This window comes from Streptomyces sp. SID5643, from assembly GCF_009872555.1.
Lineage (GTDB): Bacteria > Actinomycetota > Actinomycetes > Streptomycetales > Streptomycetaceae > Streptomyces > Streptomyces iakyrus.
Window position 1 is genome coordinate 1 of record NZ_WWIC01000032.1, and the last position, 24,449, is coordinate 24,449.

Genomic DNA, 24,449 nt, shown 5'->3' on the forward strand with positions numbered 1-24,449 from the left:
CGGGGCCGGGGCCGGGGCCGGGGCCGGGGCCGGGGCCGGGGCCGGGGCCGGGGCCGGGGCCGGGGCCGGGGCCGGGGCCGGGGCCGGGGCCGGGGCCGAACGCGCCGGCCGGCAGGACGGACTCGGCCAGGACCGCCGCCGGCATCGCGTAGCGGCGGTGGCGGGGACCTGGCCGGGCAGGTCCGACGGGACGGTCACCGGGCGTCCCCGGCCCGCGCGGCCTGTTCTCCTGCCGCCCGCAGTCCAATTCCCCTCCCTTGCATGCCTGTTCACGGCTGACTACAAGGATGCGCAGGCACCACCCCGCACCACCCGTGCCACGTCACCGACGACACCTGGGGAGCAGCAGCATGTGCGAGGACAGCCATGGCGGGCTCGGCCGGCGCGCTCTGTTCATGACGGGAGCGGCGGCCGCGCTTACTTTGGGAAGCGTGAGCTTCGCTTCCGCGGCCGACGGGGACCAGGAGAGCAGGACCGTGCGCGGCACGCTGCCGCCCGGTTCCCCGGACTTCGTGTACGTGCCCGTCGAGGTCCCGGCCGGGGTCCGGGAGCTGAAGGTCGCCTACACCTACGACCGACCGTCGGTCCCGGCCGGCACCCTGGGCAACGCCCTCGACATCGGCGTCTTCGACGACCGCGGCACCGAACTGGGCGGCCGGGGCTTCCGCGGCTGGTCGGGCGGGGCGCGCACGGAGTTCTTCATCCGCGCGGACGACGCGACGCCCGGCTACCTCCCCGGCCCGGTGCGCGAGGGCACCTGGCACATCGCGCTCGGCCCGTACACGGTCGCCCCGCAGGGCCTGTCGTACGAGATCACGATCACGCTGACGTACGGGGAGCCGGGCGAGGCCGCGCAGCCGGTGTATCCGCCGGAACGGGCCAAGGGGCGGGGGCGGGCCTGGTACCGGGGCGACTGCCATCTGCACTCCTGGCACTCCGACGGCCGCCGCACCCCCGCCGAGATCGGGGAACTGGCCCGGGCGGCGGGCCTGGACTTCATCAACTCCTCCGAGCACAACACGCACGCGGCGCACGCGCACTGGGCCGACGTGGCCGGGGACGACCTGCTCGTCATGCTGGGCGAGGAGGTCACGACCAGGAACGGGCACGTCGTCGCGCTCGGCACCGACCCGGGCACCTTCGTCGACTGGCGCTACCGGGCCCGTGACAACCGCTTCGGCCGGTTCGCCCGGCAGATCCGCCGCGCCGGCGGCCTGGTCGTCCCGGCCCACCCGCACGCCACCTGCATCGGCTGCAACTGGAAGTTCGGCTTCGGCGAGGCGGACGCGATCGAGGTGTGGAACGGCCCCTACACGCCCGACGACGAGGTGGCGCTGGCCGACTGGGACAGCATGCTGGTGGCGTCCGTGCGGGACGGGCGCGACTGGATCCCGGCCATGGGCAGCAGCGACGCGCACCGCTCCCCGGACGCGGTGGGCAGCCCCCAGACGGTCGTCCTCGCCGACGACCTGACCCGGGAGGCCGTCCAGGAGGGCATCCGGGCGGGACGCTCCTACGTCGCCGAGTCCGCGAGGGTCGCGCTGTCGCTGCGGGCGTCCGGGGGACGCGGCGAGCACGCGGGCATCGGCGAGCGGCTCACCGTCGGCCGCGACACCCCGGTCACCGTCCGCCTGGAGGTCACCGGCGCCCCCCGCTGCACGGTCCGCCTCGTCACCGACCAGGGCGTCGTCCACACCGGCGCCCCGCTGCCGGTGGCCGGCTCGGGCGTGGTCGAGTGGCGCACGACGCCGTCGTACGCGGCGTACGTACGGGCCGAACTGCGCCACGAGGCGGCGGCGGGCCCGCTGCCGGGGCCGCTGGCGGCGTTCACCAATCCGGTCTTCCTGGGAACGTCGCGATGAGCGCCAACTCTCCTGTTCGCTCCACGCGTTGCAACCAAAAGTGGTACGGTCAATGTGCTGCCACCCAACGGCGCGAGTGGGTGGGAATGCGCAACCGGAAGTCCGCGGGGTCCCTTCGTCGGGAGCCTGTGACCCTCGGTACACCTGCCGGATTCCACGTCGGCCCAGCAGGAAGTACCGAGCCAAACGACTGTGCCGCACCCAAAGCTGCACAGCGGGTGCCTCCGTGCCTCCAGAGATGGGTTGGGGGAGTGAGCGTCCTGAGAGGCGTTCGCAGCGGGGATGCATGGACGGGGATCGACGTACTCGCATTGAGCATCTGACGCCGGCAGATCTCAACTTCGGCTCCCGTACCCGGGTAGCCAGGTTGAGGCTGCCCTGTGCGAGGTTGCTGACAGATCTGGCTACCAAATCTTCCATGGAAGGCAGATCTGAAGGTGAGTTCCACCGCTGCGCCCACCGGGCAGAAGCGCCTGATCGTTCTGATCGTCGTTCTGGTGGCTGTTATCGCCGCCATGGTCGCGGGGCTGCTCGCAACCGCTGGCGGTGCCGCACTGCCCGGTGCCTTCCTCACCGGAGGCGGGGCCTTCGTAGCGACGGCGACCGTGGGCCTGCTGATCACGAACGCATGTGGCTGGACCTGATGCCTGCCACAGCCCGCCTCGACGGCCCCAGCCCGCGCGGCGCAGGCCGTCACACCGCGGGGCCCGGCCCGTCCGCCAGGTCCGCGACGACCGCCGCGTGGTCGGAGGGCCACACCCCGTCGACCGGGGCGTCGCAGGCACGCCGTACGGCACGGACGTGGCCCTGTCCGCCGGGGCCGGGCGGGCCCACGTGGATGTAGTCGATGCGCGCGCTGGGCTCCAGGGTGCGTGCCACGTACGGGTTGGCCGTGTCCCAGGTGGCGGCGGGGGCGGCCGGGGCGGCGTACTCCCACGCGTCGAGGAGCACCTGGCCGGGTACGGCCGGGGCGGTCTTGTAGCCGCCGAGGAGGCGGACCTCGTCGGAGTCGGGCCAGGCGTTGAGATCGCCGGTGACGACCGGCGGGAAGAGGGTGTCGCCGCGGTGCCGGGCCACGAAGGCGGCGAGTGCGGCGGCCTGGTCGCAGCGGACCGCCGAAGCGGCCGGGGCGGAGGTGAAGTGGGCGGTGAAGAAGGGCACTTCGTGACCTGGGGCGGCCAGCCGGGCGTAGAGGGCGAGGCGGCCGTCGTCCGTGTCGGCCGGTGCGGGCAGCGGGAGCACGTCCTGGTCGACGACCGGCCACCGGCTCAGGACGGCGTTGCCTATGCCGACCGTCGGGTCCCCGATCCGCCGCTGCCAGCGCTCCGGAGCGGGCGAGGCGCCATAGGCACAGTGCAGGCCCAGCTCACCGGCGAGCCACTCGGCGAGGTTCTCGCCGTCGGCCGCCCACACCTCCTGCAATCCGACGATGTCGGGCCGCAGCTCCCGCAGGGCCGTGAGGATCGCCTTCTGCCGCGTCTGCCACGGCCCGAAGCGCCACCACAGGTTCCAGCTCACGATCCGCATCCGCAGCTACCCGCTCTCCTCGTTGCCGCGTGGGGGATCAGTCAACTTCACCCGAGCCCTCAAGGGCCAGGCTTGGAGGTAGTGCCCAACTGGCTGCTGGGTTGGCTCCTCCGTCCAGACATCCCGCTATGGGGTGGCAGGGACGCGTGACTCACGCCCCGCATTCCACGCGTTCTCGCCACGGTGGGCGATCGTGCGGGAAGCATTCCGGTCGGCGTGGGCAACGACCCCGCACCCCCGGCAGACAAAGCGGGCCTGATCGACCCGGTTGGCCGTCTCGATGTGGTGGCAGTCGGCGCATTCCTGGCTGGTGTATGCCGGATCGACGTACACCAGCGGGACGCCGGCACGGCGGGCCTTGTACTCGACGAACTGGCCGAGCTGGGCGAAGGCCCAGGAGTAGAGCGTGACCCGTTGGGGCTTTTTCAGCCGTGCCCTGTGCCGGATGCCGCCCAGGTCTTCCAGGGCGATCCCGCGCGAGGTGCGTTCAGCCTCGGTCACGATCTTCTTCGAGATGATGTGGTTGGTGTTTTTCACGTGCCGCGCCTCGCGGCGGGAGCGCTCCTTCAGTCGGCGCTTCGCGCTCTTGGTGCCCTTCTTCTGGAGCTTGGCTCAAACGCCGAACTGCGCGAGTTTCAACGGCGAAGCCGATCACGTCCACCTGCTCATCCACTACCCACCGCAGGTCAAACTGTCCGCCCCGGTCGGCAGTCTCAAGGGCGTCTCCGCGCACTACCTCCGCAAGGAGTACGCCGACCACATCAAGCGGTATATGTGGGGCGACCACTTCTGGTCCCCGTCCTACTTCGCGGCCTCTGCCGGAGGCGCACCACTCGCCGTGGTGAAGGAGTACATCGAGAACCAGAAGCGTCCCGACTGACGACAGTGCAGACCCGTGCGCCCGCGCGGGTCAGAGCACCTGAAGAAGCAATTCCTCCCGAGCCCTGAAGGGATGGGATTCCTTGCTAGATCACGTTGAAGCAGAATCCTTGCAGAAACCGTGAGCGCTTCGTGCGAAGGAGACCCGCAGCCGATGTCCCGCCGCACCGACCTGAGGTTCCGCACGACCACCGCCGTCCAGCGCCGCCTCAACCCGTTCCTGCGTCGCCTGCCCCTCCAGACGGTCCTGGAGACGACGGGCCGTGTCTCCGGACTGCCCCGCAGGACACCGGTGGGCGGGCGCCGCGTCGGCGGCTCCTTCTGGCTGGTGTCGGAGTTCGGCGAACGGTCGCAGTACGTGCGCAACATCATGGCAGACCCGCGGGTGCGGGTGCGGATCCGCGGGCGCTGGCACGAGGGCACCGCCCATCTGATGCCGCAGGACGATCCGGTGGCGCGGCTGCGGGGGCTGCCGCGGATCAACAGCCTGGGGGTGCGGGCCCTGGGGACGGACCTGCTGACGGTGCGGGTGGACCTGGACGGCTGAGGGACCTCACCCGGGCCGGCTCACCCGGGCCAGACGATCGCCTGCACCTCGCTGTAGGCGTGCAGCGCGTAGGAGCCGACGTCCCGGCCGACGCCGCTCTTCTTGAAGCCACCGAAGGGCGCCTCCATGTTCCGTCCGACGGTGTTGACCCCGACGCCTCCGGCCCGCAGCCGCCGGGCCACCCGGAAGGCCCGGGCCACGTCGCCCGACCAGACGTAGTCGATGAGGCCGTAGTCGGTGGCGTTGGCGAGCGCGATGCCCTCCTCCTCGTCGTCGAAGGGGACGACGGCCACCACCGGCCCGAAGATCTCCTCCCGGACCACACGCATGTCGTGGGTGCAGTCCGCCAGGAGGGTCGGCGCCACGTAGAAGCCACGGGGCAGATCCGGGCGTTCGCCGCCCGCCACCACCACTGCGCCTTCCTTGCGCCCCAGTTCGACGTACGACTCCACCCGGTCCCGGTGGGCCGCCGAGATCACCGGCCCGACCACGGTGTCCGGCTCTCGCGGGTCCCCGATCTTCAACCGGTCCGCGTAGGCGGCCAGTTCTTCCACCAGCCGGTCGTGGATGCCGCGCTGTGCCAGGACGCGCGTCGGTGCCGTGCAGATCTGGCCGCTGTAGAAGGAGAAGGTGGTCCCGATCCCGGCGACGGCCGAGCGGAGGTCGGCGTCGTCGAAGACGACCGCGGCGCCCTTCCCGCCCAGCTCCATCAACTGCCGTTTCATGTCGCGCCCGCAGACCTCGGCGATGCGCTGCCCGACCGCCGTGGAGCCGGTGAAGCTGACCATGTCGACGTCCGGCGACGCCACGGCCGCCTCACCGACCCCCGTCGACCGGCCGGAGACGACGTTCACCACGCCCGGTGGGACGCCCGCCTCCTGAAGCGCCCCGGCCATCCGGTAGACCGACAGCGGATCCTGCGGCGCCGGCTTCACCACGACCGTGTTGCCCATGGCCAGGGCGGGCGCGACCTTTCCGGCCGGGTTGGCCCAGGGGTTGTTGTACGAGGTGATACAGGTGACGACCCCGACGGGCTGCCGGACGGCCAGGGCGCCCATGACACCGGCCTTCCCCATCGGCCCGGCCTCGTTGATCTGGGGCGTGATCGCCCATTCGGCGGGCTCCACGCGCGCGTAGCGCCGGAAGCGGGCGGCGGCGACGCCGACCTGCATGCCGCGTGCGGTGCCGAAGGTCGCTCCGCTCTCGGCCCTGGCCAGCTCCGCGTACTCCGTCAGCCGGCCGGCGATGATCCCCGCCGCCCGGCCGAGGACCGCGGCCCGCTCCTCCGGTGCGGTGCGCGACCACGGCCCGAAGGCCTCGCGGGCCTCCGCACAGGCCGCGAGCACCTGGTCCCGCGAGGCTTCCGGCGCCCAGCCGACGGTCTCCTCGCCCGCCGGGCCGATCACCTCGTAGTGCCCGCCGTCCGGCTCCACCCAGGAGCCGCCGACGAACAGCGGCTGCCGTGCCGTCACCGTGTGCTCACCGTCTCGGTGTCCCGCCCCGAGCGGAGCACCCGGCCCGGGACCGCCCCGGTCACCACGTCGTCCCGGATCGCCACGACCCCGTTGACCCACACGGCCCGCACCCCCAGCGCCCGGGAGTCCAGGCGCGGGCTGTCGCCCGGCAGGTCGTGCACCAGGGTGGCCGGGCCCGCGTCGATCCGCTCCGGGTCGAGCAGCACCAGGTCCGCGTGCCAGCCCTCCCGCACCTGCCCCCGCTCGCGCAGCCCGAAGAGCCGGGCCGGGTCGTCGGTGAGCATCTTCACGGCCTGCTCCAGACCGACGAGCTTCCGGCCCCGCAGGCAGTCCCCGAGGAACCGGGTCGTGTACGGCGCCCCGCACATCCGGTCCAGGTGGGCGCCCGCGTCGGACCCGCCCAACAGCACGTCCTCGTGCTGCCAGGTCTGAGCGCGCAGCGCCCAGGACGCCGGGTCGTTGTCGGCCGGCATCGGCCACAGCACCGTGCGCAGCCCGTCGTTGGCGCAGATCTCCACCAGGCAGGCGAAGGGCTCCTGCCCGCGCTCCTCGGCGATGTCCTTCACCACGCGCCCGGTCAGTCCGGCGTTCGCCTCGCTGTAGGTGTCGCCGACGACGTACCGGCCGAAGTTCGCGAGGCGGCGGAAGACCCCCGCCTCCTTCGAGGTCGCCCGCCGCAGCAGTTCGGCCCGCACGTCCGGGTCGCGCAGCTTCTCGATCCGCTCGGGGACGGGCAGTCCGAGCACCGGCCCCCAGCCGGGGATCAGATTGAGCGCGCAGAACGTGCCCAGCGACATGTTCATGGGGGTGAGGATCGGCATGGTGAGCGCCACGACCCTGCCGCCCGCCTTCCGTGCCTGCTCGCTCGCGAGCAGCTGCCGGGGCACACGCTCGGGAACGGCCGCGTCGATCGTCAGCACGTTCCAGTTCAGCGGCCGCCCCGCCACCGCGCTCATCTCCACGAACAGGTCGATCTCCGCGTCGCTGAACTGGTCAAGACAGCCCGCGACGATCGCCTCGATCTGCGTGCCCTCGCACTCCCCCACGGCCCGCGACAGCGCCAGCAGCTCGGCCGGCTGGGCATGCCGTGAGGCGACGGGCTGTCCGTCCCCGTCGGAGTGACTGCTCGACTGGGTCGTGGACAGCCCCCACGCCCCGGCGTCCATGGCCTCCCGCAGCAGTCGCACCATCGCGGCGAGCTGCTCCTGGCTCGGCTGCCCGCCCACCGCGGCCGGCCCCATGACGTACCGCCGCAGCGCACAGTGCCCCACCATGAATCCGGCGTTGACGGCGATCCGTCCCTCCAGGGCGTCCAGGTACTCCCCGAACGAATGCCAGTTCCAGGGCGCTCCCTCCTCCAGCGCCACCAGTGCCATGCCTTCGACCCGGGACATCATCCGGCGCGTGTAGTCGGCGTCCTCGGGCCGGTCCGGATGCAGCGGCGCCAGCGTGAACCCGCAGTTCCCGCCGGCGACGGTGGTGACCCCGTGGTTGAGCGAGGGGGTGGCGTACGGATCCCAGAAGAGCTGGGCGTCGTAGTGGGTGTGGGGGTCGACGAAGCCGGGGGTGAGGACGAGGCCGTGAGCGTCCTCGGCGGTGCGGGCCTCCTGGATCACCTGACCGATGACGGCGATCCGCCCGTCCTTGAGGCCGACGTCAGCGGTGAATGCGGGAGTGCCCGTCCCGTCCACGACGGTCACACCCTTGATGACGTGATCGAGCATGCCCACTCAACTCCTCGAGCTGGATGCCCCCAAGGGGCGCGGGGAACTGCGCGACAGGCCATGAACCGCCCGCACTCGCCGGCCGGCCCGCGGCTTTACGGCGATTACGCGCTCTGCCGGAAACGGGTCGTCCGATGCACGGGATCCGTGTCGATCTTGGGGATCACGTGCTCCCCGACCAGCCGGATCGTCTGAAGGGTCTCCTCCTTCGGCACCCCCACCGGCAGCCCGAAACTCAACTGGTCCGCCCCGGCCTGCTCCCACCGCTTGCACTGCCGCAGCACCTCGTCGGGATCCCCGCAGATCAGCAACTCCTCCTCGATCAGCACCTCCACGAACTCCTCGGTGTACTCCGGCAACGTCTCCGGCCACACCGGGAACCCCTCGGGCCTCGGGAAGGTGTCGTGGTACCGGAACACCAGCGAGGGCAGATAGTGCAGCCCCCCGCTCGCGGCGATCCGCACGGCTTCCGCATGGGTCGGCGCGCAGATCGCCGTGGTCGTCACCATCACGTTGTCGTTGACGAACGCCCCGACCGGCTCCGCGTCCACGATCGCCGTCTTGTACTGCTCCAGCACCCACTCCATGTCGGAGACCTTCTGCACGCTGAAGCCGAGCACGCCGAGTCCCTTCTTCGCGGCCATGGCGTACGACGGGGGCGACCCGGCGGCGTACCACATGGCCGGGTGCGAGCCGCCGTACGGCTTCGGCAGGACCTTCCTCGGCGGCAGCGACCAGTGCTTGCCCTGGAAGCCCTGGTACTCCTCCTGGAGCCACATCCTGGGGAACTCTGCGATGGTCTCCTCCCAGAGTTCCTTGGTGTGGTTCATGTCGGTGACCCCCGGCATGAACCCGAGGATCTCGTGGGACCCGGCGCCCCGCCCGCTGCCGAACTCGAAGCGGTTGCCGCTGAGGTGGTCGAGCATGGCGACCTTCTCGGCGACCTTCACCGGGTGGTTGACCGGGGCGAGCGGGTTGAAGATCCCCGAGCCGAGATGGATCCGCTCGGTCGCGTGCGCCAGGTACCCGAGGAAGACGTCGTTGGCGGACAGGTGCGAGTACTCGTCCAGGAAGTGGTGTTCGGAGGCCCAGGCGTACTTGAAGCCGGACTTGTCGGCCTGGATGACGTACTCGGTCTCCTCCATGAGCGCCTTGTGCTCGGCGAGCGGGTCGGTTTCGGCCCGTTTGCCGACGTATCCCTGAACGAAGATGCCGAATTCCAAGGAGGTTCACCGCCCCACGGTCAGTTCTGACGGACCGTCAGATTTATGGCTCCGACTGTTCCACCGGCCTCCGGGGCCGTCAATAGCTGACGCCTCGTCAGCTAGCGCTGTCAGATGACACTGACGCCGGCCAGCCACCCGCCGTCGATCACGAACGGCTGCCCCGTGATGTACGACGAGTCCTCCGAGGTCAGGAACAGTGCGAGCCGGGCCACCTCCTCGGGCCGCCCGACCCTGCCCAGCGGCACGAGCCCGCGGTACAGCCGGTCGAGGCCGCGCGCCGTCTCCTCCGGGTCGGCGTCCGGGTCGAGCCGGGCCGGGTTGGACATCGCCGTGTCGACGGCCCCCGGGCAGACGGCGTTGACGCGGATACCCCGCCCGGCCAGTTCCAGGGCGGCGACCCGGGTCAGGCCGACCACGGCGTGCTTGGTCGCCGCGTAGGCACCCACCGCGGCCATCCCGGTCAGGCCCGTGTAGGAGGCGGTGTTGACGATGGTCCCCCCGTCGGCCATCTCCGGGGCGACCGTCTTCATGCCGAGGAAGCAGCCCACCTGGTTGACCTGCACGACCTGCATGAACTCGTCGAGGGGTGTGTCGAGGAGGGAGTTGAAGCGCAGGATGCCGGCGTTGTTGACGAGTCCGTCGACGTGGCCGTACGCGTCCTTGGTCGCCGTGACGGCGGCCTGCCAGTCGTCCTCCCGCCCCACGTCCAGATGGACGTACCGCGCGCCGATCTCCTTCGCGAGGGCCTCGCCCCGGTCGTCGAGCACGTCCGTGAGGACCACCCGGGCCCCCTCGGCCGCGAACAGCCGGGCCTCCTGTTCGCCCTGGCCGCGTGCGGCGCCGGTGACGATGACGACGCGTCCGTCGAGCTTGCCCATGGGGTCTCCTCACAGCTCGGGGGCGACCTCGGCGCCGAACGCCGCGATCTGGTCGGTGAGTTCGCTGCGGCTCCGGCTGCGGAACCGCACCTGGATCTGGTGCACGCCCATCGCCCGGTACGCCCGCAGCGACTCGGCGAGCTCCCGCGGCCCGCCGGTGAGGGTGCGGCGTCCCACCTCCCAGCGGGGCGTGCCGACGTACAGCGGCTCGGCGATGGCGCCCACGGTGAACGGGTTCCGCGCACCGGCCTGCTCGCGCAGTTCCCTGAGCCGGGCGATCTGCCCGGGCAGCCGGTCCCTCGGGTCCCCTTGCGGCAGCCACCCGTCGCCCTTGAGCGCGGCCCGGCGTACGGCGGCGGGGGAACTCCCCCCGACCCAGACGGGAACCCGGTCCTGCGCCGGCCGGGGCCGCTGTCCGAGCCCCTCGAAGTCGTACAGCTTGCCGTGGTGCTCGGGGAACTCGTCGGGTCCCAGGGCAGCGCGCAGGGCGTCGAGGCACTCGTCCAGCACGGCGCCGCGTCCGCGGAAGTCGACGCCCAGGGCCTCGAACTCCTCCTGGACGTGACCGGCGCCGACCCCGAGGACCAGCCGGCCCCCGCTGAGGTGGTCGAGGGTGGCGTACTGCTTGGCGGTGAGCAGGGGGTGGCGCAGCCCGACGATCGCGACGTGGCTGAGCAGCCGGACGCGTTCGGTGGCGGCGGCGAGGAAGGCGAGGGTGGCGACGGGGTCGTACCAGACGGTGCTCATCGCGGCGGCCAGCCGGCGCGGGATGCCGACGTGATCACAACCGGCCAGGTAGTCGAATCCGGCCCGGTCGGCGGCGCGGGCGATCCGAAGCAGGTCGTCCGGTCCGGCCTCCGCCTCCCACGCCTCGGCGTAGAGGGTGCTCTGCGACTGGACGGGGAGCTGCATCCCGTACCGCAGGCTCACCGCGCACCACCGCCGCCGCCCGGCCACAGGCCCTCGGGGGTGAGCCCGAGCAGCTCGATGGCGTTGCCGCGCACGATCCGCTCGACCGCGTCTGCCGCCAGATGCCCCATCTGCGCCTCGCCGACCTCGCGGGACTTGGGCCAGGTGGAGTCGGAGTGCGGGTAGTCGGTCTCGTAGAGGACGTTGCCGACGCCGATGGAGTCGAGGTTGCGCAGGCCGAAGGCGTCGTCGAAGAAGCAGCCGTACACGTGCTCCGCGAACAGCTCGGACGGCGGCCGGTGCACCTTGTCGGCGACTCCGCCCCAGCCGCGGTTCTCCTCCCACACCACGTCGGCCCGCTCCAGGATGTAGGGGATCCAGCCGATCTGCCCCTCGGCGTACATGACCTTCAGGTTCGGGAACCGCTCGAACTTGCCGCTCATCAGCCAGTCGACCATGGAGAAGCAGCAGTTGGCGTAGGTGATGGTGGAGCCGACGGCGGGCGGGGCGTCGGCGGAGGTGGACGGCATGCGGCTGCTGGAGCCGATGTGCATGGCGATGACGGTGCCGGTCTCGTCACAGGCCTGGAGGAACGGGTCCCAGCCGTCGGTGTGGATCGAGGGCAGCCCGAGGAACGGCGGTATCTCGGAGAAGGCGACGGCACGGACCCCGCGTGCGGCGTTGCGCCGGACCTCGGCCGCCGCCAGCCCGGCGTCCCACAGCGGGACGATGGGCAGGGGGATGAGCCGCCCCTGCGCGTCCGGGCCGCACCACTCCTGCACCATCCAGTCGTTGTAGGCCCGTACGCAGAGCAGGCCCAGCTCGTGGTCCTTCGCCTCGGTGAAGGTCTGGCCGCAGAAGCGCGGGAACGTCGGGAAGCAGAGGGCGGACTGGACGTGGTTGACGTCCATGTCGGCGAGCCGCTCGGCGACGTCGTAGGACCCGGGGCGCATCTGCTCGTAGGTGATGACCTCCAGCCGGATCTCGTCCCTGTCGTATCCGACGGCGGTGTCGAGCCGGGTCAGGGGCCGCCGCAGATCCTCGTAGACCCACCAGTCCCCGACGGGCCCGTCGTCCCCGGGCTGCCCCATGACCGGCTTGAAGCGGCCTCCGAGGAACGTCATCTCCTTGACGGGGGCCCGGACGATCCGGGGTCCGACACCCCGGTACTTCCCCGGAAGCCGGTCCTGCCAGACGCCCGCGGGCTCCACGGTGTGGTCGTCCACGGAGATGATCAGCGGAAACGTGCTGTCGTGGGTGTCCATGGCGCTCACGGTAGCGCTGATCTGACGGGGCGTCAGCTGGATGGGCGAGGGCTGCTTCCGGACGCGATGGCGTGATCCGGTCGGCCCGGCCGCGCGCGCGTGCGGAGAGACTGTGCAGACTTCATGGACGCCCGTGTGCCCCCCTGTGATCGGCGTCTCCCACGGCTGACGTATCCGCCGTCAACAAGGCAAACTGGCGTGGTTGCTCAGGATGTCTAGGGGGACTGCATGGACGGTGTACCGACCGGTGTGCCGCGCGTACCGGAGCAGCGGCGTTTCGACTCCACGCCGTCATCGGCGGAGCCGGCGGCGACGACCGGGCCGCAGCGGCCGGAAGGGCCCGCCGAGTCCGCGAGCCTGCGCTTCAGTGTGCTCGGCCCCGTGCGCGCCTGGCGCGGTGACGAGCCGGTCGCCACCGGATCCCCCCAGCAACGCGCCCTGCTCGCCGCCCTGCTGCTGCGCGAGGGCCGGACGGCCACGGCGGCGGAGCTGATCGACGCCCTGTGGGGCGAGGAATCGCCCTCGCAGGCGCTGGCGGCGGTACGGACGTACGCCTCCCGCCTGCGCAAGGTGCTGGACCGGGGTGGCGAGGGACGCCGGCCGGGCGGCACCGGCCCCGTCCTGGTCAGCGAGTCCGGCGGCTACGCGGTCCGCGGTCTCGCCGAGGGCGCCCTGGACCTCGCCGTCGCCCAGGACCTGGCGACCGAGGCGGAGAAGGCCCGCTCCGCAGGCGACCTCTGCCACGCCCGCGACACCCTGCGCCGCGCCCTCGCCCTGTGGGACGGGGAGACCCTGGCAGGAGTGCCCGGCCCGTACGCGGAGGCCCAGCGGGTGCGACTGGAGGAATGGCGGCTGCAACTCCTCGAATCCCGCCTGGACATGGACCTGGAGCAGGGCTGCCACGCCGAGGCCGTCTCCGAGCTCACGGCCCTCACCGCGGCCCATCCGCTGCGCGAGCGGCTGCGCGAGCTGCTGATGCTGGCCCTCTACCGCAGCGGCCGCCAGGCCGAGGCGCTGGCCGTGTACGCCGACACCCGCCGCCTGCTCGCCGACGAACTCGGCGTGGACCCGCGCCCCGGCCTGAGCGAGCTCCAGCAGCGGATCCTCCAGGCGGACCCGGGGCTCGCGGAGCCCTCCTCCCCGGCCCCCGAGCCGGCCGCGGTCCCGGTGCGCCCCGCACAACTGCCCGCCACCGTCCCGGACTTCACCGGCCGCTCGGCGTTCGTCCGTGAACTGGGCGACATCCTCGCCTCGGCCGAGGGCCGGGTCATGGCGGTCTCCGCCCTGGCCGGGATCGGCGGCGTCGGCAAGACCACCCTCGCGGTGCACGTGGCCCACCAGGCACGCACGGCGTTCCCGGACGGGCAGCTCTACGTCGACCTGCAGGGCGCGGGCGCCCGGGCGGCGGAGCCGGAGACGGTCCTGGGGTCCTTCCTGCGGGCCCTCGGCACGGCCGACTCGGCGATCCCCGACTCCCTGGAGGAGCGCGCGGCCCTCTACCGCTCGGTCCTGGCCGGACGCCGGGTGCTGGTCCTGCTGGACAACGCCCGGGACGCCGCCCAGGTGCGTCCCCTGCTGCCCGGCACGGACGGCTGCGCCGCGCTGGTCACCTCCCGCACGCGGATGGTGGACCTGGCGGGCGCCCACCTGATCGACCTGGACGTGATGTCCCCGGACGAGGCGCTGGCGCTGTTCACGAAGATCGTGGGCGAGGAGCGGGTGGCGTCCGAGCGGACGGCCGCCCTGGACGTCGTGGCGGCGTGCGGCTTCCTCCCGCTGGCCATCCGCATCGCGGCGTCCCGCCTGGCGGCCCGCCGCACCTGGACGGTGTCCGTCCTCGCGGCGAAGCTCGCCGACGAGCGCCGCCGCCTGGACGAACTCCAGGCCGGCGACCTGGCCGTCAAGGCCACCTTCGAACTCGGCTACGGCCAGCTGGAACCGGCCCAGGCCCGCGCGTTCCGCCTGCTGGGCCTCGCGGACGGCCCCGACATCTCCCTCGCCGCGGCGGCGGCGGTCCTGGACCTCCCCGTCGAGGACACGGAGGACCTGCTGGAGTCCCTCGTGGACACCTCCCTCCTGGAATCGGCCGCCCCCGGCCGCTACCGCTTCCACGACCTGGTCCGGCTCTACGCGCGTGCCTGCGCCGAACGGGACGAACTGCCCCCGAGCGAGCGGGGATCGGCGCTGTCCCGGCTGCTGGACTTCTACCTGGCGTCCGCGGCGGGCGTGTACGCGATCGAGCGGCCGGGCGACCGGCTGGTCGACCACCTGGAGCCCACCTCGTACCCGGGGCTGCGCTTCGACGACCGGCACGCGGCGCAGGACTGGCTGTACGCGGAGGCCATCTGCCTCCTCGCCTGCGTACGGCAGTCCGCGGGGCGGCCGGAGACCCTCCCCCGGGCGATCGACATGCTGTGGGCCGCGCACGACCTGTCCGAGTCGGGGGCCAACTCCAAGGAGTACGAGGCGACGGCCGAGGCACTGGTCCGCGCGGCCCGCTCGCACGGCCTGGGGCGGGCGGAGGCACGGGCGCTGATGACGCTGGTCAACGTCCACCATGTGGGCGGCCGTTTCGAACGGGCCGAGGAGGAGGCGGAACGGGCCATCCGCCTCGCGCAGGAGTCCGACGACCTGCTCCCCGTCTGCTGGGCGCGCAACGCCCGCGGCATCATCGCCCTGTACCAGAACCGCCACACGGACGGCGAGGAGCACCTCTCCCGGGCCATCGAGCACTTCCGGGCCCTGGGCGACCGCCCGGGCGAGGCCGCCGCGCTGTGCAACCTCTCCCGGATCCACCTGGCGACCGGGCGGACCCAGAGCGCGGTCGCGCTCGCCCAGGAGGGCATCGACATCTACGACGCCATGGGCAACTCGATGCGCGGGGCGAACGCCCGCTACGCCCTCGGGCTCGCCCTCACCCAGAGCGGCGAACTGGGCAACGCGGCCGCCCGGCTCCAGGAGGCCGTGGAGGTGTTCCGCGACAGCAGGCAGCGCCTCTGGGAGGGCATGAGCCTGTTCCGGCTGGCCGAGGTGGATCTCGCCGCCCGGCGCGCGGCGCGGGCGGCCGCCAACGCCGAGATGGCGCTCACCGTGCTGCGCGGGATCGGCGGGGAGTGGCGGCGGGGCAACGTCCTCACGGTCCTCGGGCGCGCGCTCAGCGGCATCGGCCAGACCGGCCGGGCCCAGGTCTGCTGGCAGGAAGCGGCCGGCATCTACGAGGAGCTGGGCTCGCCCGAGGCCGCCGAGGTGCGTGCGCTGCTGTCCCCGGTGCAGGCGGCCTGAGCGGCGATCGGGGCGTTCATCAATCGTTTATCCCCCCACGCCATCATGGACGCAGTCGATCCGTCGCGTCGGGGGGCAGACGGGTCACTGCACGGGCCCCGCTGCGATGTTCGAAGTCCAGCGGGCCCGGGCGGGCCTGCCCGGTCATCCTCGGGGGAGTGACCGGGCGGGCCCGCCGACATCACTGCCTGTTCCACACCAAGGGGAGTTGACGATCATGGGCGACGAACTCAAGCCGCAGGACCTGCACGCCACCGGCGAGCCGCTCAAGACCGAGGACCTGCACGCCACGGAAGAGGGCGCCGTCAAGAAGCAGGACCTGCACGCCACGGACGAGCCGCTGGAGACGAAGGACCTGCACGCCACGTCGGAGCCTTTCAAGCCGACGAAGTAAGCCACCGGTACACGGGGATCGGCCGCGGCGGCGCGGAGGGGGAGCCGTCGCGGCCGAGGTGTGTCCGCGGGCAGGTGGCGTCACGTCACAGCGAAACGACCCGCACGCCCGGCCCGCACAGCTTTCCCATGTCGTCCTCGTCGGACGTGAAGAGCACCACGCCCCCGGGCTGCCGGCCCGCGATCACGGCCAGGGCCGCGTCGATCGCGTACTTGTGGCCGTGCAGACCCGTTTCCTGGAGGAGGGTGACGGCGGCGTCGGCGACCTCGCGTGTCACGGGTTCCACCACGACACGCGACATCGCCCACGCCCAGGCCGCACGCTTCACCCGGCCGTGGTAAGCCTCGATCAGCGTCATCGAGCTGGTCACGACGCGGATCCCGGAGCGGTGCGCGTCCTTGAGCCGCGCGAGCATCACCCGGTCACCCAGAACGGCCCGGGACAGCGCCTCGCAGTCCAGCACGTAGCAGGACGGCACTACCGGCTCGCCCTCCGGTCCCGCTCGCCGGTCTCCGTGCCCTGCTGGGTGAAGTGGCGCTCGAACTCCCTGCGCTCGGCCTCGGCCGACGCGAGCTCCGCCGCGGTGACAGAGCCGTGCTCGTGCTCGAGCCGGGTCACCAGCTCTCCCAGCCGGTCCTGCTCCCGCTGGCGCTCTACGGCCTTCGTCACATAGGCGCTGAAGCCGCCGGACCCGACTTCCTGCCGGATCTCCTCGGCGAGCTCCTCCGGCAGCGTCACGGTGTACTTCTTCGTTGCCATACCAATTACCATACCCGCCCCGAGCGCCGTCGGCCCGGCGTGTGCGCCGTCGGCCCGGCGTGTGCGCCGTCGGCCTCGGCGCGCCATAGTGGGTCCGAGATCACCCTCCCGAGCCCGAAGGCGGCCCCCATGCCCGGCGAGCAGCCCCATCTCTACGAAACCCTCGACGAGCGGTTCCGGACGGGCAGGTGTCAGGCGGGGGACTCGCGGCTGGAGACGCTGTACGAGGGATGCCGGTGGGCCGAGGGGCCGGTGTACGTGCCCGCCGGGCGGTACCTCGTGTGGAGCGACATCCCGAACGACCGGTTGCTGCGGTGGGACGAGACCACCGGGGCCGTCGGGGTGTTCCGCTCCCCCGCCGGCTACCCGAACGGCAGCACCCTGGACGGCCAGGGCCGCCTCATCACCTGCGAGCAGGGCAACCGGCGGGTGACCCGGACCGAGCACGACGGCTCGGTCACCGTGCTCGCCGAGCGGTTCCGGGGCAAGCGGCTCAACAGCCCGAACGACGCCGTCGTGAAGTCGGACGGGTCGATCTGGTTCTCCGACCCGGAGTTCGGGATCGCCACCGACTACGAGGGGCATCGCGCCGAGAGCGAGATCGGCGCCCGCAACGTCTACCGCGTCGACCCCACGACCGGCGAGGTGCGGCTGGCCGCCGACGGTTTCCAGGGACCGAACGGGCTGGTCTTCTCGCCGGACGAGCGGCAGTTGTACGTGTCGGACAGCGTCGCCAACCACATCCGCGTCTTCGACGTCGGCGAGGACGGCAGCAGCCTGTCCGGCGGCGATGTCTTCGCCACGTGCGCCAACGGCAACTTCGACAACATCCGCTTCGACGACCGGGGGCGGCTCTGGGCCGCCGCGATGGCCGGGGGCGTGCACTGCTACGACCCCGACGGCACGCTGATCGGCCGCATCCTGGTGCCGGGCACCGTCGCCAACGTCCGCTTCGGCGGCGCCCGGCGCAACCGCCTGTTCATCGCGGCCGACACCACCCTGTACTCCCTGATGATGTCCGTCACCGGCACCCCGGCCCTGCCGGTCAGCCGGTGACCGGATCCCGCAGGGCGCCCTTCACGACCTTCCCGCTCGCGTTGCGCGGCAGTTCCGCGACGAACCGGACGGTTCTGGGGACCTTGTAGTTCGCCATCTCCCTGCGGGACCAGGCGATCAGGTCGTCGGCGGTCAGCAGGGCGCCGGGGCGCCGTACGACGTAGGCCCTGCCGACCTCCCCGAGCCGGGCGTCCGGTACGCCGATCACCGCCACGTCCGCCACGTCCGGGTGGAGGCCCAGAAGCTGCTCTATCTCGGCGGGGTAGGCGTTGAAGCCGCCGACGATGAACATGTCCTTGAGGCGGTCGGTGATGCGCAGGTTGCCCGCGGGGTCGAGGACGCCGACGTCGCCGGTGCGCAGCCAGCCGTCCGGCGTGAGCACCTCGGCGGTGGCCCGCTCGTCCTCGTAGTAGCCGCCCATGACGTGGAAGCCGCGCACCAGGACCTCGCCGGGCAGGCCGGGGGGCAGGGGCCGGCCCTCGGGGTCGACGACCCGTACCTCCGTGCCGGGGATGGCCCGGCCCGACGTGGACGCGATCACCGTCGGGTCGTCGCCGCGCCGGCACATCGTGACGACACCGCTCGCCTCGGAGAGGCCGTAGGCGGTGAGGACCGTGCCGATGCCGAGTTCGGTGCGCAGCCGCTCGACCAGGCGCAGCGGCACCACCGCCGCTCCCGTCACCACCAGGCGCAGGGCCCTCAGGTCGTGGGCGTCGCGGGCGGGGTGGTCCAGGAGGGACTGGAGGAGGGTCGGGGGGCCGGGGAGTACGGAGATCCGCTCGGCGGCGAGGTTGGCGAGGACCGTGGTCACGTTGAAGACCGGCTGGGGGATCATCGTCGCGCCCCGCATGAGGCAGGCGATCACGCCGGCCTTGTAGCCGAAGGTGTGGAAGAAGGGGTTGACGATCAGGTAGCGGTCGCCCCTGGTGAGGCCTGCCAGGTCGCTCCAGATGCCGTACGCCCGCAGCGTCTGGTCGTGGGTGATGACGGCTCCCTTGGGGCGGCCCGTCGTGCCCGAGGTGAAGATGATGTCCGAGGGCCAGGTCCCCTGCACGGCCGCGGACCTTTCGCGGACGTCCGCCGCCCCCGTGCCCTCCCCGCTCGCCAGGAAGTCCTTCCAGGTCAGGAAGCCGGCCGGGGCGTCCTCCGAGAGAACGACCGCGTGCCGCAGCGCCGGCAGGCCGGGCAGCGGGCCGGCGCCCGGGCCGTCTCCGGCCGCCCGCCGCAGGGACGCCACGTACGAGGTGCCGAGGAACGTGCCGGTGACGAACAGCAGCCGGGTGCGGCTGCGGCGCAGCACGTCCGCCGCTTCGGCGCCCTTGAACCGGGTGTTCAGCGGCACGAGCACCGCACCGGCGGAGACCGCTCCCAGTGCTGCGACGATCCAGTCGAGCGTGTTCGGGGCCCAGATGGCGACCCGGTCGCCCGGTCCGACGCCGGTCGCCATGCAGGCCGCCGCCGCGCGCTCGACCCGTGCGCCCAGTTCCGCGTAGGTGACGCGGGTCCGGCCCTCGACGACCGCCTCGACGTCCGCATACTGCTCGGCCGCCGTCCTGACCAGTTCCGGAACGCTTCCCCATGCCGTATCCGCCCGCACAGCGCGCCTCCCGGTGACGTAGGAGCTGACTGCCCGTCAGATTATCTGTAATCTGACGACCTGTCAGCGACCGTTCGGGCCCGGAGGTGCGCGCAGCATGGCAGCAGGATCGGGAGGCCTCAAGGACGCCACCGCCATCGTCGGAACAGGCCAGACGCCCTTCGCCAAACGGCTCCCCGAGGACGAACGCACCCTCGCCTGCCGGGCCGTCCTGGCCGCCCTCGACGACGCGGGGATCGCGCCCGGTGAGGTCGACGCCCTCGCCTCCTACACCATGGAGGAGACCGACGAGGTGGAGCTGGCGAAGGCCTGCGGCTTCGGCGACCTCACCTTCTTCAGCAAGGTCGGCTTCGGCGGCGGCGGTTCGTGCGCCACCGTCGCCCATCTCGCCGCCGCCATCACCGCCGGGCAGGCGAACGTCGGGGTCGCCTGGCGGTCCCGCAAGCGGGGCAGCGGGCCCCGGCCCTGGACCAACACCACCGTGCAGCTCCCGACCCCGGCCCAGTGGACCCGGCCGTTCGGGCTGCTGAGGCCGGCCGACGAGATCGCGATGCTCACCCGCCGCTACATGCACGAGTACGGCGCCACCCGCGACCACCTGTTCAACGTCGCCCTGGCCTGCCGCAACCGGGCCAACCAGAACCCCGCCGCGATCATGTACGACCGGCCCCTGACCCGCGAGATGTACATGACCTCCCGCTGGATCAGTGAGCCGCTCTGCCTCTTCGACAACTGCCTGGAGACGGACGGGGCGCTGGCCTGTGTCGTGGTCTCCGCCGAGCGGGCCCGCGACTGCCGGCGCAGGCCCGTCTACGTCCATTCCGCCGCCCAGTCGCTCCCCGCCCAGCACCACGGCATGGTCAACTACTGGAACGACGACCCCCTCACCGGCCCCGCCTGGAGCGCCGCCCGGCATCTGTGGAAACACTCCGACCTGACCCCCGAGGACGTCGACGTCGCCCAGATCTACGACGCCTTCACGCCCCTGGTCCTGCTCTCCCTGGAGGGCTACGGCTTCTGCGGGCGCGGTGAGGGCGGGGCGTTCACCGAGGGCGGGGCGCTGGAGACCGGCGGGCTGCTGCCGCTGAACACCGGCGGGGGCGGGCTGTCCGAGGCCTACGTGCACGGCTTCAACCTCATCAACGAGGGGGTCAGGCAACTGCGCGGCACCAGTACCGCGCAGGTGCCGGGCGCCTCCGTCTGTCTGGTCACGGCGGGCGAGGGGGTCCCGACCTCCGCCCTGCTGCTGAGGAGTTGAGGAGCACCCCATGCTGCGTCCCGTCCCCGACGCCGACGGCGCCCCCTTCTGGGAGCACGCCGCCCAGGGCGAACTCCGCGTCCAGGCCTGCGGCGACTGCGGAGAACTCCGCTTCCCGCCCCGGCCCTGCTGCCCGCACTGCCAGTCCTTCGCGAGCGAGTGGCGTCCGGTGTCCGGCCGGGGCCGGGTCTGGTCGTACGTCGTCGCCCATCCGCCGCTGCTGCCCGACTACGCCGCGCAGGCGCCGTACAACGTGGTCGTCGTCGAGCTGGACGAGGCGCCCCGGATCCGGCTGGTGGGGAATCTGGTCACCGGGGCCGGGCAGCCCCTCGGCTCCCTGCCGCCGGAGCGTCTGCGCATCGGCGCCCGGGTGCGGGCCGTCTTCCACGACGGCCTTCCCCAGTGGGTCCCGGAGCGGTCATGAGCGGTGTGCTCGTACGGGCCGACCGGGACAGCGGGGTCGCCGTCGTGACGCTCGACCGGCCCGGGCGGCTCAATGCCGTCGACCTCGCCATGGCCGACGAACTGGTCTCCACCTGGCAGGAGTTGCGCTTCGACGACGCGGTGCGGGCGATCGTCCTCACCGGGGCGGGGGGGCGCGCCTTCTGCACCGGCATCGACCGGGACGCCGTCGTGCCGCAGCCGAACTCGCCCTACGCGCAGGACGATCCGCTGCTCGGGATCGGGCCGAAGGCGAACGACCTGTGGAAACCGGTCGTCGCCGCCGTGCACGGCATGGCCTGCGGAGGGGCCTTCTACCTGCTCGGCGAGGCGGAGTTCGTCGTCGCCGACACCACCGCCGCCTTCTTCGACCCGCACACCACCTACGGCATGGTCAGCGCCTACGAGTCCGTCCTCATGGCACAGCGCATGCCCTACGGCGAGGTCGCACGGATGGCGCTGATGGGGACGGCGGAGCGGATCTCGGCACGGCGGGCGTACGAGATCGGGCTGGTGTCGGAACTCGTGCCGGAGGGGGAGGCGTTGGGGGCGGCGACGGCGTGTGCCGCCGTCCTCGCCGGGTATCCGACCGAGGCCGTGCAGGGGACCGTGCGGGCGCTGTGGGCCGCGAGTGCGGCGGGGCGCGCGCAGGGGTTCGCACAGGCCCCGCATCTCATCGCACTCGGGAACGCGACGGGCGAGCGGCAGGCGCGGTTGTTCGCCGGGCGGGCGCGGGAGTACCGGTTGCGCGAGTGAAGTCGTTTACCCCTACACCCGTATGCTCGGGGCGTGGTTGAGCATCGGATGATCGACGTCAATGGCATACGACTGCACATCGCGGAGCAGGGCGAGGGCCCACTCGTGGTGCTGCTGCACGGTTTCCCGGAGTCCTGGCACTCCTGGCGGCACCAGTTCGGGCCGCTGGCCGAGGCCGGTTTCCGGGTGGTCGCGCCCGACCAGCGCGGGTACGGCGGCAGCGACCGCCCCAAGGACGTGGCCGCGTACAGCATCCTCCACCTGGTGGGGGACGTGGTCGGGCTGGTCCACGCGCTGGGCGAGGAGCGGGCGTTCGTCGTCGGGCACGACTGGGGCGCCCCCGTCGCCTGGCACACCGCGCTGCTGCGGCCGGACGTGGTGCGCGGGGTGGCCGGGCTGAGCGTGCCGCCGCCGTTCCGCGGGAGCCGGCCTCCGCTCCAGGCCATGCAGGAGCGGTTCGGGGGCCGCTTCTACTGGAACTACTTCAGCCGGCCGGGGGCCGCGGACGCCGAGTTCGCCGCCGACACCCGCACGACCCTGCGCAAGCTGCTGTACTCCGCCTCCGGTGACGCGCCGGACGCCGGGCGTCCCGAGCAGGCCCTGGTCGACCCGGAGCGCGGCTGGCTCACGGACGCGCCGGACCCCGAGGTGCTGCCCGGGTGGCTCACCGAGCAGGACCTCGACGTGCTCACCGAGAGTTTCGCGCCGGGGTTCACCGGCGCGCTCAACTGGTACCGCAACCTGGACCGCAACTGGGAGCTGACGGCCCCCTGGCAGGGCGCGGTCGTCACCCCGCCCGCCCTGTACGTGTACGGCGACCGCGACCTGGTCCCGGCCTTCCCGGGGACGCCGGAACTGATCGAGCGGCTGCCGGACCTGATGCCGGACCTGCGCCGCAAGCCGCTCGTGCTGCCGGGCTGCGGCCACTGGACGCAGCAGGAGCGGCCCGCCGAGGTGAACGAGGCGCTGATCGACTTCCTGACGGAACTGCGGGACCGCCGCACCGCGGGCCGGGCCGCCCGTGGCGTGGCGACCGGCCCGTACCCGGCGTAGCGTCGTGGAGGGGAGCGGTGCACGGCCGTTCCCCGGCGAGCGGCGGCCGCCGTCCGGAGCACCCCTTCCGTACGCCGGGACGACGGCCGTCCCGGGCGGGTCAGGCGGTGCGCGCCGTGCCCGTGCCCTTCTCCGCGTCCAGTGCGTACACGCAGCGGTCCTTGCTGCACGCGTACACCACCCCGTCCCGGACGACCGGGGAGCCGGTGATCTCGCCGCCGGTGGCGAGTTTCCAGCGCAGCCGGCCGTCGTCGGCCTTCAGGGTGTAGAGCAGGTGGTCGGTGGAGCCGAAGTGGATGCGGCCCTCGGCGACCGAGGGGGCGCCGACGATGTCGCCGCCGGCCTGGAAGCGCCACTTGGGCGTGCCGGTGACCGCGTCGAGGGTGTAGAGGCCCTTGCCGCTGCCCACGTGGACGTGTCCCGCGGCGACCAGGACGGGGTCGACGCAGGAGCGGGCCTCGGTGGCGATGCGCCAGCGGTCGCGGCCGTCGGTGGCGTCGAGGGCGTAGACCGTGCCGAGGTAGTCGGCGAGGTAGATGCCGCCGCCCGTGACCGCCGGGCCGGGGACGAAGGTGGGCGGGCAGAGGAACACGGCCGGTGCCTCGAAGTGCCACTTCACGTGCCCGGCGGCCACGTCCAGGGCGAGGACGCGGGTGCCGGCGCAGACGTAGACGTAGCCGTCGGTGGCCGGGGTGAGCCGGATGGGGACGCCGCCGCAGGAGGCCGCGTCGCCGATCGGATACGACCAGCGCTCGTCGCCGGTGCGGGCGTCCAGGGCGCGCAGCCGGGCGTCCTGCCACACGTAGACCGTGCCGTCGTGCAGGGCCGGTCCTGCCTCGGGGGACTCGAAGTCCGACTGGCAGCCGGTGACCTCCCACAGCTTCTGGCCGCTGGAGGCCTCCCAGCCCTGGGCGCCGCCGCCGCGGGTGCCGGTGACGACGGTGCCGCGGTCGGCCTTGAGCGAGTACACCCAGGCGTCCGTCTGGAGGCGCCAGAGGTCGGCACCCTCACGGGCGTCCAGGGCGAACAGCGTGGGCCCGTCGGAGGCGTGGATGCGGCCGTCCGCGACCGCCATGGACCAGGCGACGTCCCGGGTCTTGAAGCGGCGGCGGCCGGTGGCCACGTCCAGCGCGTGCACCTCGAAGGAGGTGACGTACACCAGGTCGCCGGCGACCGAGGGCGTGCCCCAGACGTCGTTGGACATGCGGAAGCGCCAGGGCCGCCAGCCGCCGGCCTGCTCGGGCGGCGCGGCCGGGGCCGGGGGCGCGGCGACGGCGGGGCCGACGGCGGGGTCCGTGCCGTTGACGCCGGGGCGCGGCTTGGACCAGGAGGCGGCGAGGGCGGCCTCCGGCGCCGGTGCCTGCACGGCGGCGGCGCGTACGTCCGCGACGCGCGGGCCCGGGCCGATGGGCACCTTGGCGCCGGCGAGGCGGACGGGGCCGGTGTCGGGGCCGCTGGGGGCACCTCCCCGATCGGGGGAAGGCGCGGGCGCCGGGACGACCGGGTCGTGCGCGGGCGGGGGCGGGATGGGTGCCGGGCCCGGCGCGGGGCGTCCGCCGCC

Annotated in this window: 21 protein-coding genes and 2 pseudogenes; 11 read left to right on the forward strand and 12 right to left on the reverse strand. The window is 72.7% G+C overall.

What is annotated here, in order from left to right:
- Positions 1-350: 350 nt before the first annotated feature.
- A complete protein-coding gene (locus GTY56_RS03480; RefSeq protein ID WP_161362353.1) occupies positions 351-1,862 on the forward strand; it encodes a CehA/McbA family metallohydrolase in 1,512 nt (503 codons plus the stop codon).
- A gap of 437 nt (positions 1,863-2,299) precedes the next feature.
- Complete coding sequence (locus GTY56_RS03485; RefSeq protein WP_161362355.1) at positions 2,300-2,506, forward strand: hypothetical protein; 207 nt, start codon at positions 2,300-2,302, stop codon at positions 2,504-2,506.
- Between the two features lie 49 nt (positions 2,507-2,555).
- Here GTY56_RS03485 and GTY56_RS03490 read toward each other — a convergent pair whose 3' ends face one another.
- Positions 2,556-3,389 (reverse strand): endonuclease/exonuclease/phosphatase family protein, encoded by an 834-nt coding sequence (locus GTY56_RS03490; protein WP_161362357.1) that lies wholly within the window; start codon positions 3,387-3,389, stop codon positions 2,556-2,558.
- 126 nt (positions 3,390-3,515) lie between these two features.
- Positions 3,516-4,001 (reverse strand): annotated as a pseudogene (locus tag GTY56_RS03495) (transposase); the annotation flags it as partial.
- 22 nt (positions 4,002-4,023) lie between these two features.
- Here GTY56_RS03495 and tnpA point away from each other — a divergent pair.
- Positions 4,024-4,269, forward strand: a pseudogene (tnpA, locus tag GTY56_RS03500) (IS200/IS605 family transposase); the annotation flags it as partial.
- Positions 4,270-4,422: 153 nt separating this feature from the next.
- Positions 4,423-4,815: a nitroreductase/quinone reductase family protein gene (locus GTY56_RS03505; RefSeq protein WP_161362359.1), complete on the forward strand. Its 393-nt coding sequence runs from the start codon at positions 4,423-4,425 to the stop codon at positions 4,813-4,815.
- Positions 4,816-4,835: 20 nt separating this feature from the next.
- On the opposite strand, the gene GTY56_RS03510 is transcribed toward GTY56_RS03505, so the two are convergent.
- The 6 genes from GTY56_RS03510 to GTY56_RS03535 form a co-directional block, all read right to left on the reverse strand.
- Positions 4,836-6,287, reverse strand: coding sequence for an aldehyde dehydrogenase family protein (locus tag GTY56_RS03510; protein ID WP_161362361.1), 1,452 nt, complete (start codon positions 6,285-6,287; stop codon positions 4,836-4,838).
- Positions 6,284-8,014 (reverse strand): N-acyl-D-amino-acid deacylase family protein, encoded by a 1,731-nt coding sequence (locus GTY56_RS03515; RefSeq protein WP_161362362.1) that lies wholly within the window; start codon positions 8,012-8,014, stop codon positions 6,284-6,286. Before GTY56_RS03515 ends, GTY56_RS03510 begins: the two co-directional genes overlap by 4 nt.
- A gap of 104 nt (positions 8,015-8,118) precedes the next feature.
- Positions 8,119-9,237: an LLM class flavin-dependent oxidoreductase gene (locus GTY56_RS03520; protein WP_161362363.1), complete on the reverse strand. Its 1,119-nt coding sequence runs from the start codon at positions 9,235-9,237 to the stop codon at positions 8,119-8,121.
- 110 nt (positions 9,238-9,347) lie between these two features.
- Positions 9,348-10,118: an SDR family NAD(P)-dependent oxidoreductase gene (locus tag GTY56_RS03525; protein ID WP_161362364.1), complete on the reverse strand. Its 771-nt coding sequence runs from the start codon at positions 10,116-10,118 to the stop codon at positions 9,348-9,350.
- A gap of 9 nt (positions 10,119-10,127) precedes the next feature.
- Entirely contained in the window at positions 10,128-11,030 is a 903-nt protein-coding gene (locus tag GTY56_RS03530) for a TIGR03619 family F420-dependent LLM class oxidoreductase (protein ID WP_161362376.1), read from the reverse strand.
- 14 nt (positions 11,031-11,044) lie between these two features.
- A complete protein-coding gene (locus GTY56_RS03535; RefSeq protein ID WP_161362365.1) occupies positions 11,045-12,292 on the reverse strand; it encodes an amidohydrolase family protein in 1,248 nt (415 codons plus the stop codon).
- 228 nt (positions 12,293-12,520) lie between these two features.
- On the opposite strand from GTY56_RS03535, the gene afsR reads away from it, so the two are divergent.
- Entirely contained in the window at positions 12,521-15,574 is a 3,054-nt protein-coding gene (gene afsR, locus GTY56_RS03540; protein ID WP_161362366.1) for an SARP-family global regulator AfsR, read from the forward strand.
- Positions 15,575-15,791: 217 nt separating this feature from the next.
- Positions 15,792-15,968 carry a hypothetical protein gene (locus tag GTY56_RS39760; protein WP_202509692.1) on the forward strand — a complete coding sequence of 59 codons (177 nt, stop codon included), beginning with the start codon at positions 15,792-15,794 and terminating at the stop codon, positions 15,966-15,968.
- An 85-nt stretch (positions 15,969-16,053) separates the two neighbouring features.
- Here GTY56_RS39760 and GTY56_RS03545 read toward each other — a convergent pair whose 3' ends face one another.
- Both GTY56_RS03545 and GTY56_RS03550 read right to left on the reverse strand, forming a co-directional pair.
- A complete protein-coding gene (locus tag GTY56_RS03545) occupies positions 16,054-16,383 on the reverse strand; it encodes a hypothetical protein (protein ID WP_346345404.1) in 330 nt (109 codons plus the stop codon).
- A 62-nt stretch (positions 16,384-16,445) separates the two neighbouring features.
- Positions 16,446-16,727, reverse strand: coding sequence for a hypothetical protein (locus GTY56_RS03550; RefSeq protein ID WP_161362368.1), 282 nt, complete (start codon positions 16,725-16,727; stop codon positions 16,446-16,448).
- Between the two features lie 129 nt (positions 16,728-16,856).
- On the opposite strand from GTY56_RS03550, the gene GTY56_RS03555 reads away from it, so the two are divergent.
- On the forward strand, positions 16,857-17,783 hold the full coding sequence (locus GTY56_RS03555; RefSeq protein ID WP_161362369.1) for an SMP-30/gluconolactonase/LRE family protein: 927 nt from the start codon (positions 16,857-16,859) through the stop codon (positions 17,781-17,783).
- On the opposite strand, the gene GTY56_RS03560 is transcribed toward GTY56_RS03555, so the two are convergent.
- A complete protein-coding gene (locus GTY56_RS03560; RefSeq protein WP_161362370.1) occupies positions 17,773-19,380 on the reverse strand; it encodes a FadD3 family acyl-CoA ligase in 1,608 nt (535 codons plus the stop codon). The genes GTY56_RS03555 and GTY56_RS03560 overlap by 11 nt on opposite strands.
- Before the next feature lie 97 nt (positions 19,381-19,477).
- On the opposite strand from GTY56_RS03560, the gene GTY56_RS03565 reads away from it, so the two are divergent.
- The 4 genes from GTY56_RS03565 to GTY56_RS03580 are packed head-to-tail and all read left to right on the forward strand — an operon-like array spanning position 19,478 to position 22,888.
- Positions 19,478-20,638 carry a lipid-transfer protein gene (locus GTY56_RS03565; protein ID WP_161362371.1) on the forward strand — a complete coding sequence of 387 codons (1,161 nt, stop codon included), beginning with the start codon at positions 19,478-19,480 and terminating at the stop codon, positions 20,636-20,638.
- 10 nt (positions 20,639-20,648) lie between these two features.
- Complete coding sequence (locus GTY56_RS03570; RefSeq protein ID WP_161362372.1) at positions 20,649-21,062, forward strand: Zn-ribbon domain-containing OB-fold protein; 414 nt, start codon at positions 20,649-20,651, stop codon at positions 21,060-21,062.
- Positions 21,059-21,835, forward strand: a complete 777-nt coding sequence (locus tag GTY56_RS03575) for an enoyl-CoA hydratase/isomerase family protein (protein WP_161362373.1) — start codon at positions 21,059-21,061, stop codon at positions 21,833-21,835. Before GTY56_RS03570 ends, GTY56_RS03575 begins: the two co-directional genes overlap by 4 nt.
- Before the next feature lie 48 nt (positions 21,836-21,883).
- Positions 21,884-22,888: an alpha/beta fold hydrolase gene (locus GTY56_RS03580; protein WP_161362378.1), complete on the forward strand. Its 1,005-nt coding sequence runs from the start codon at positions 21,884-21,886 to the stop codon at positions 22,886-22,888.
- Between the two features lie 100 nt (positions 22,889-22,988).
- On the opposite strand, the gene GTY56_RS03585 is transcribed toward GTY56_RS03580, so the two are convergent.
- On the reverse strand, positions 22,989-24,449 hold a 1,461-nt coding region (locus GTY56_RS03585; protein ID WP_161362374.1), incomplete at its 5' end, for a BamB-related PQQ repeat family beta-propellar protein.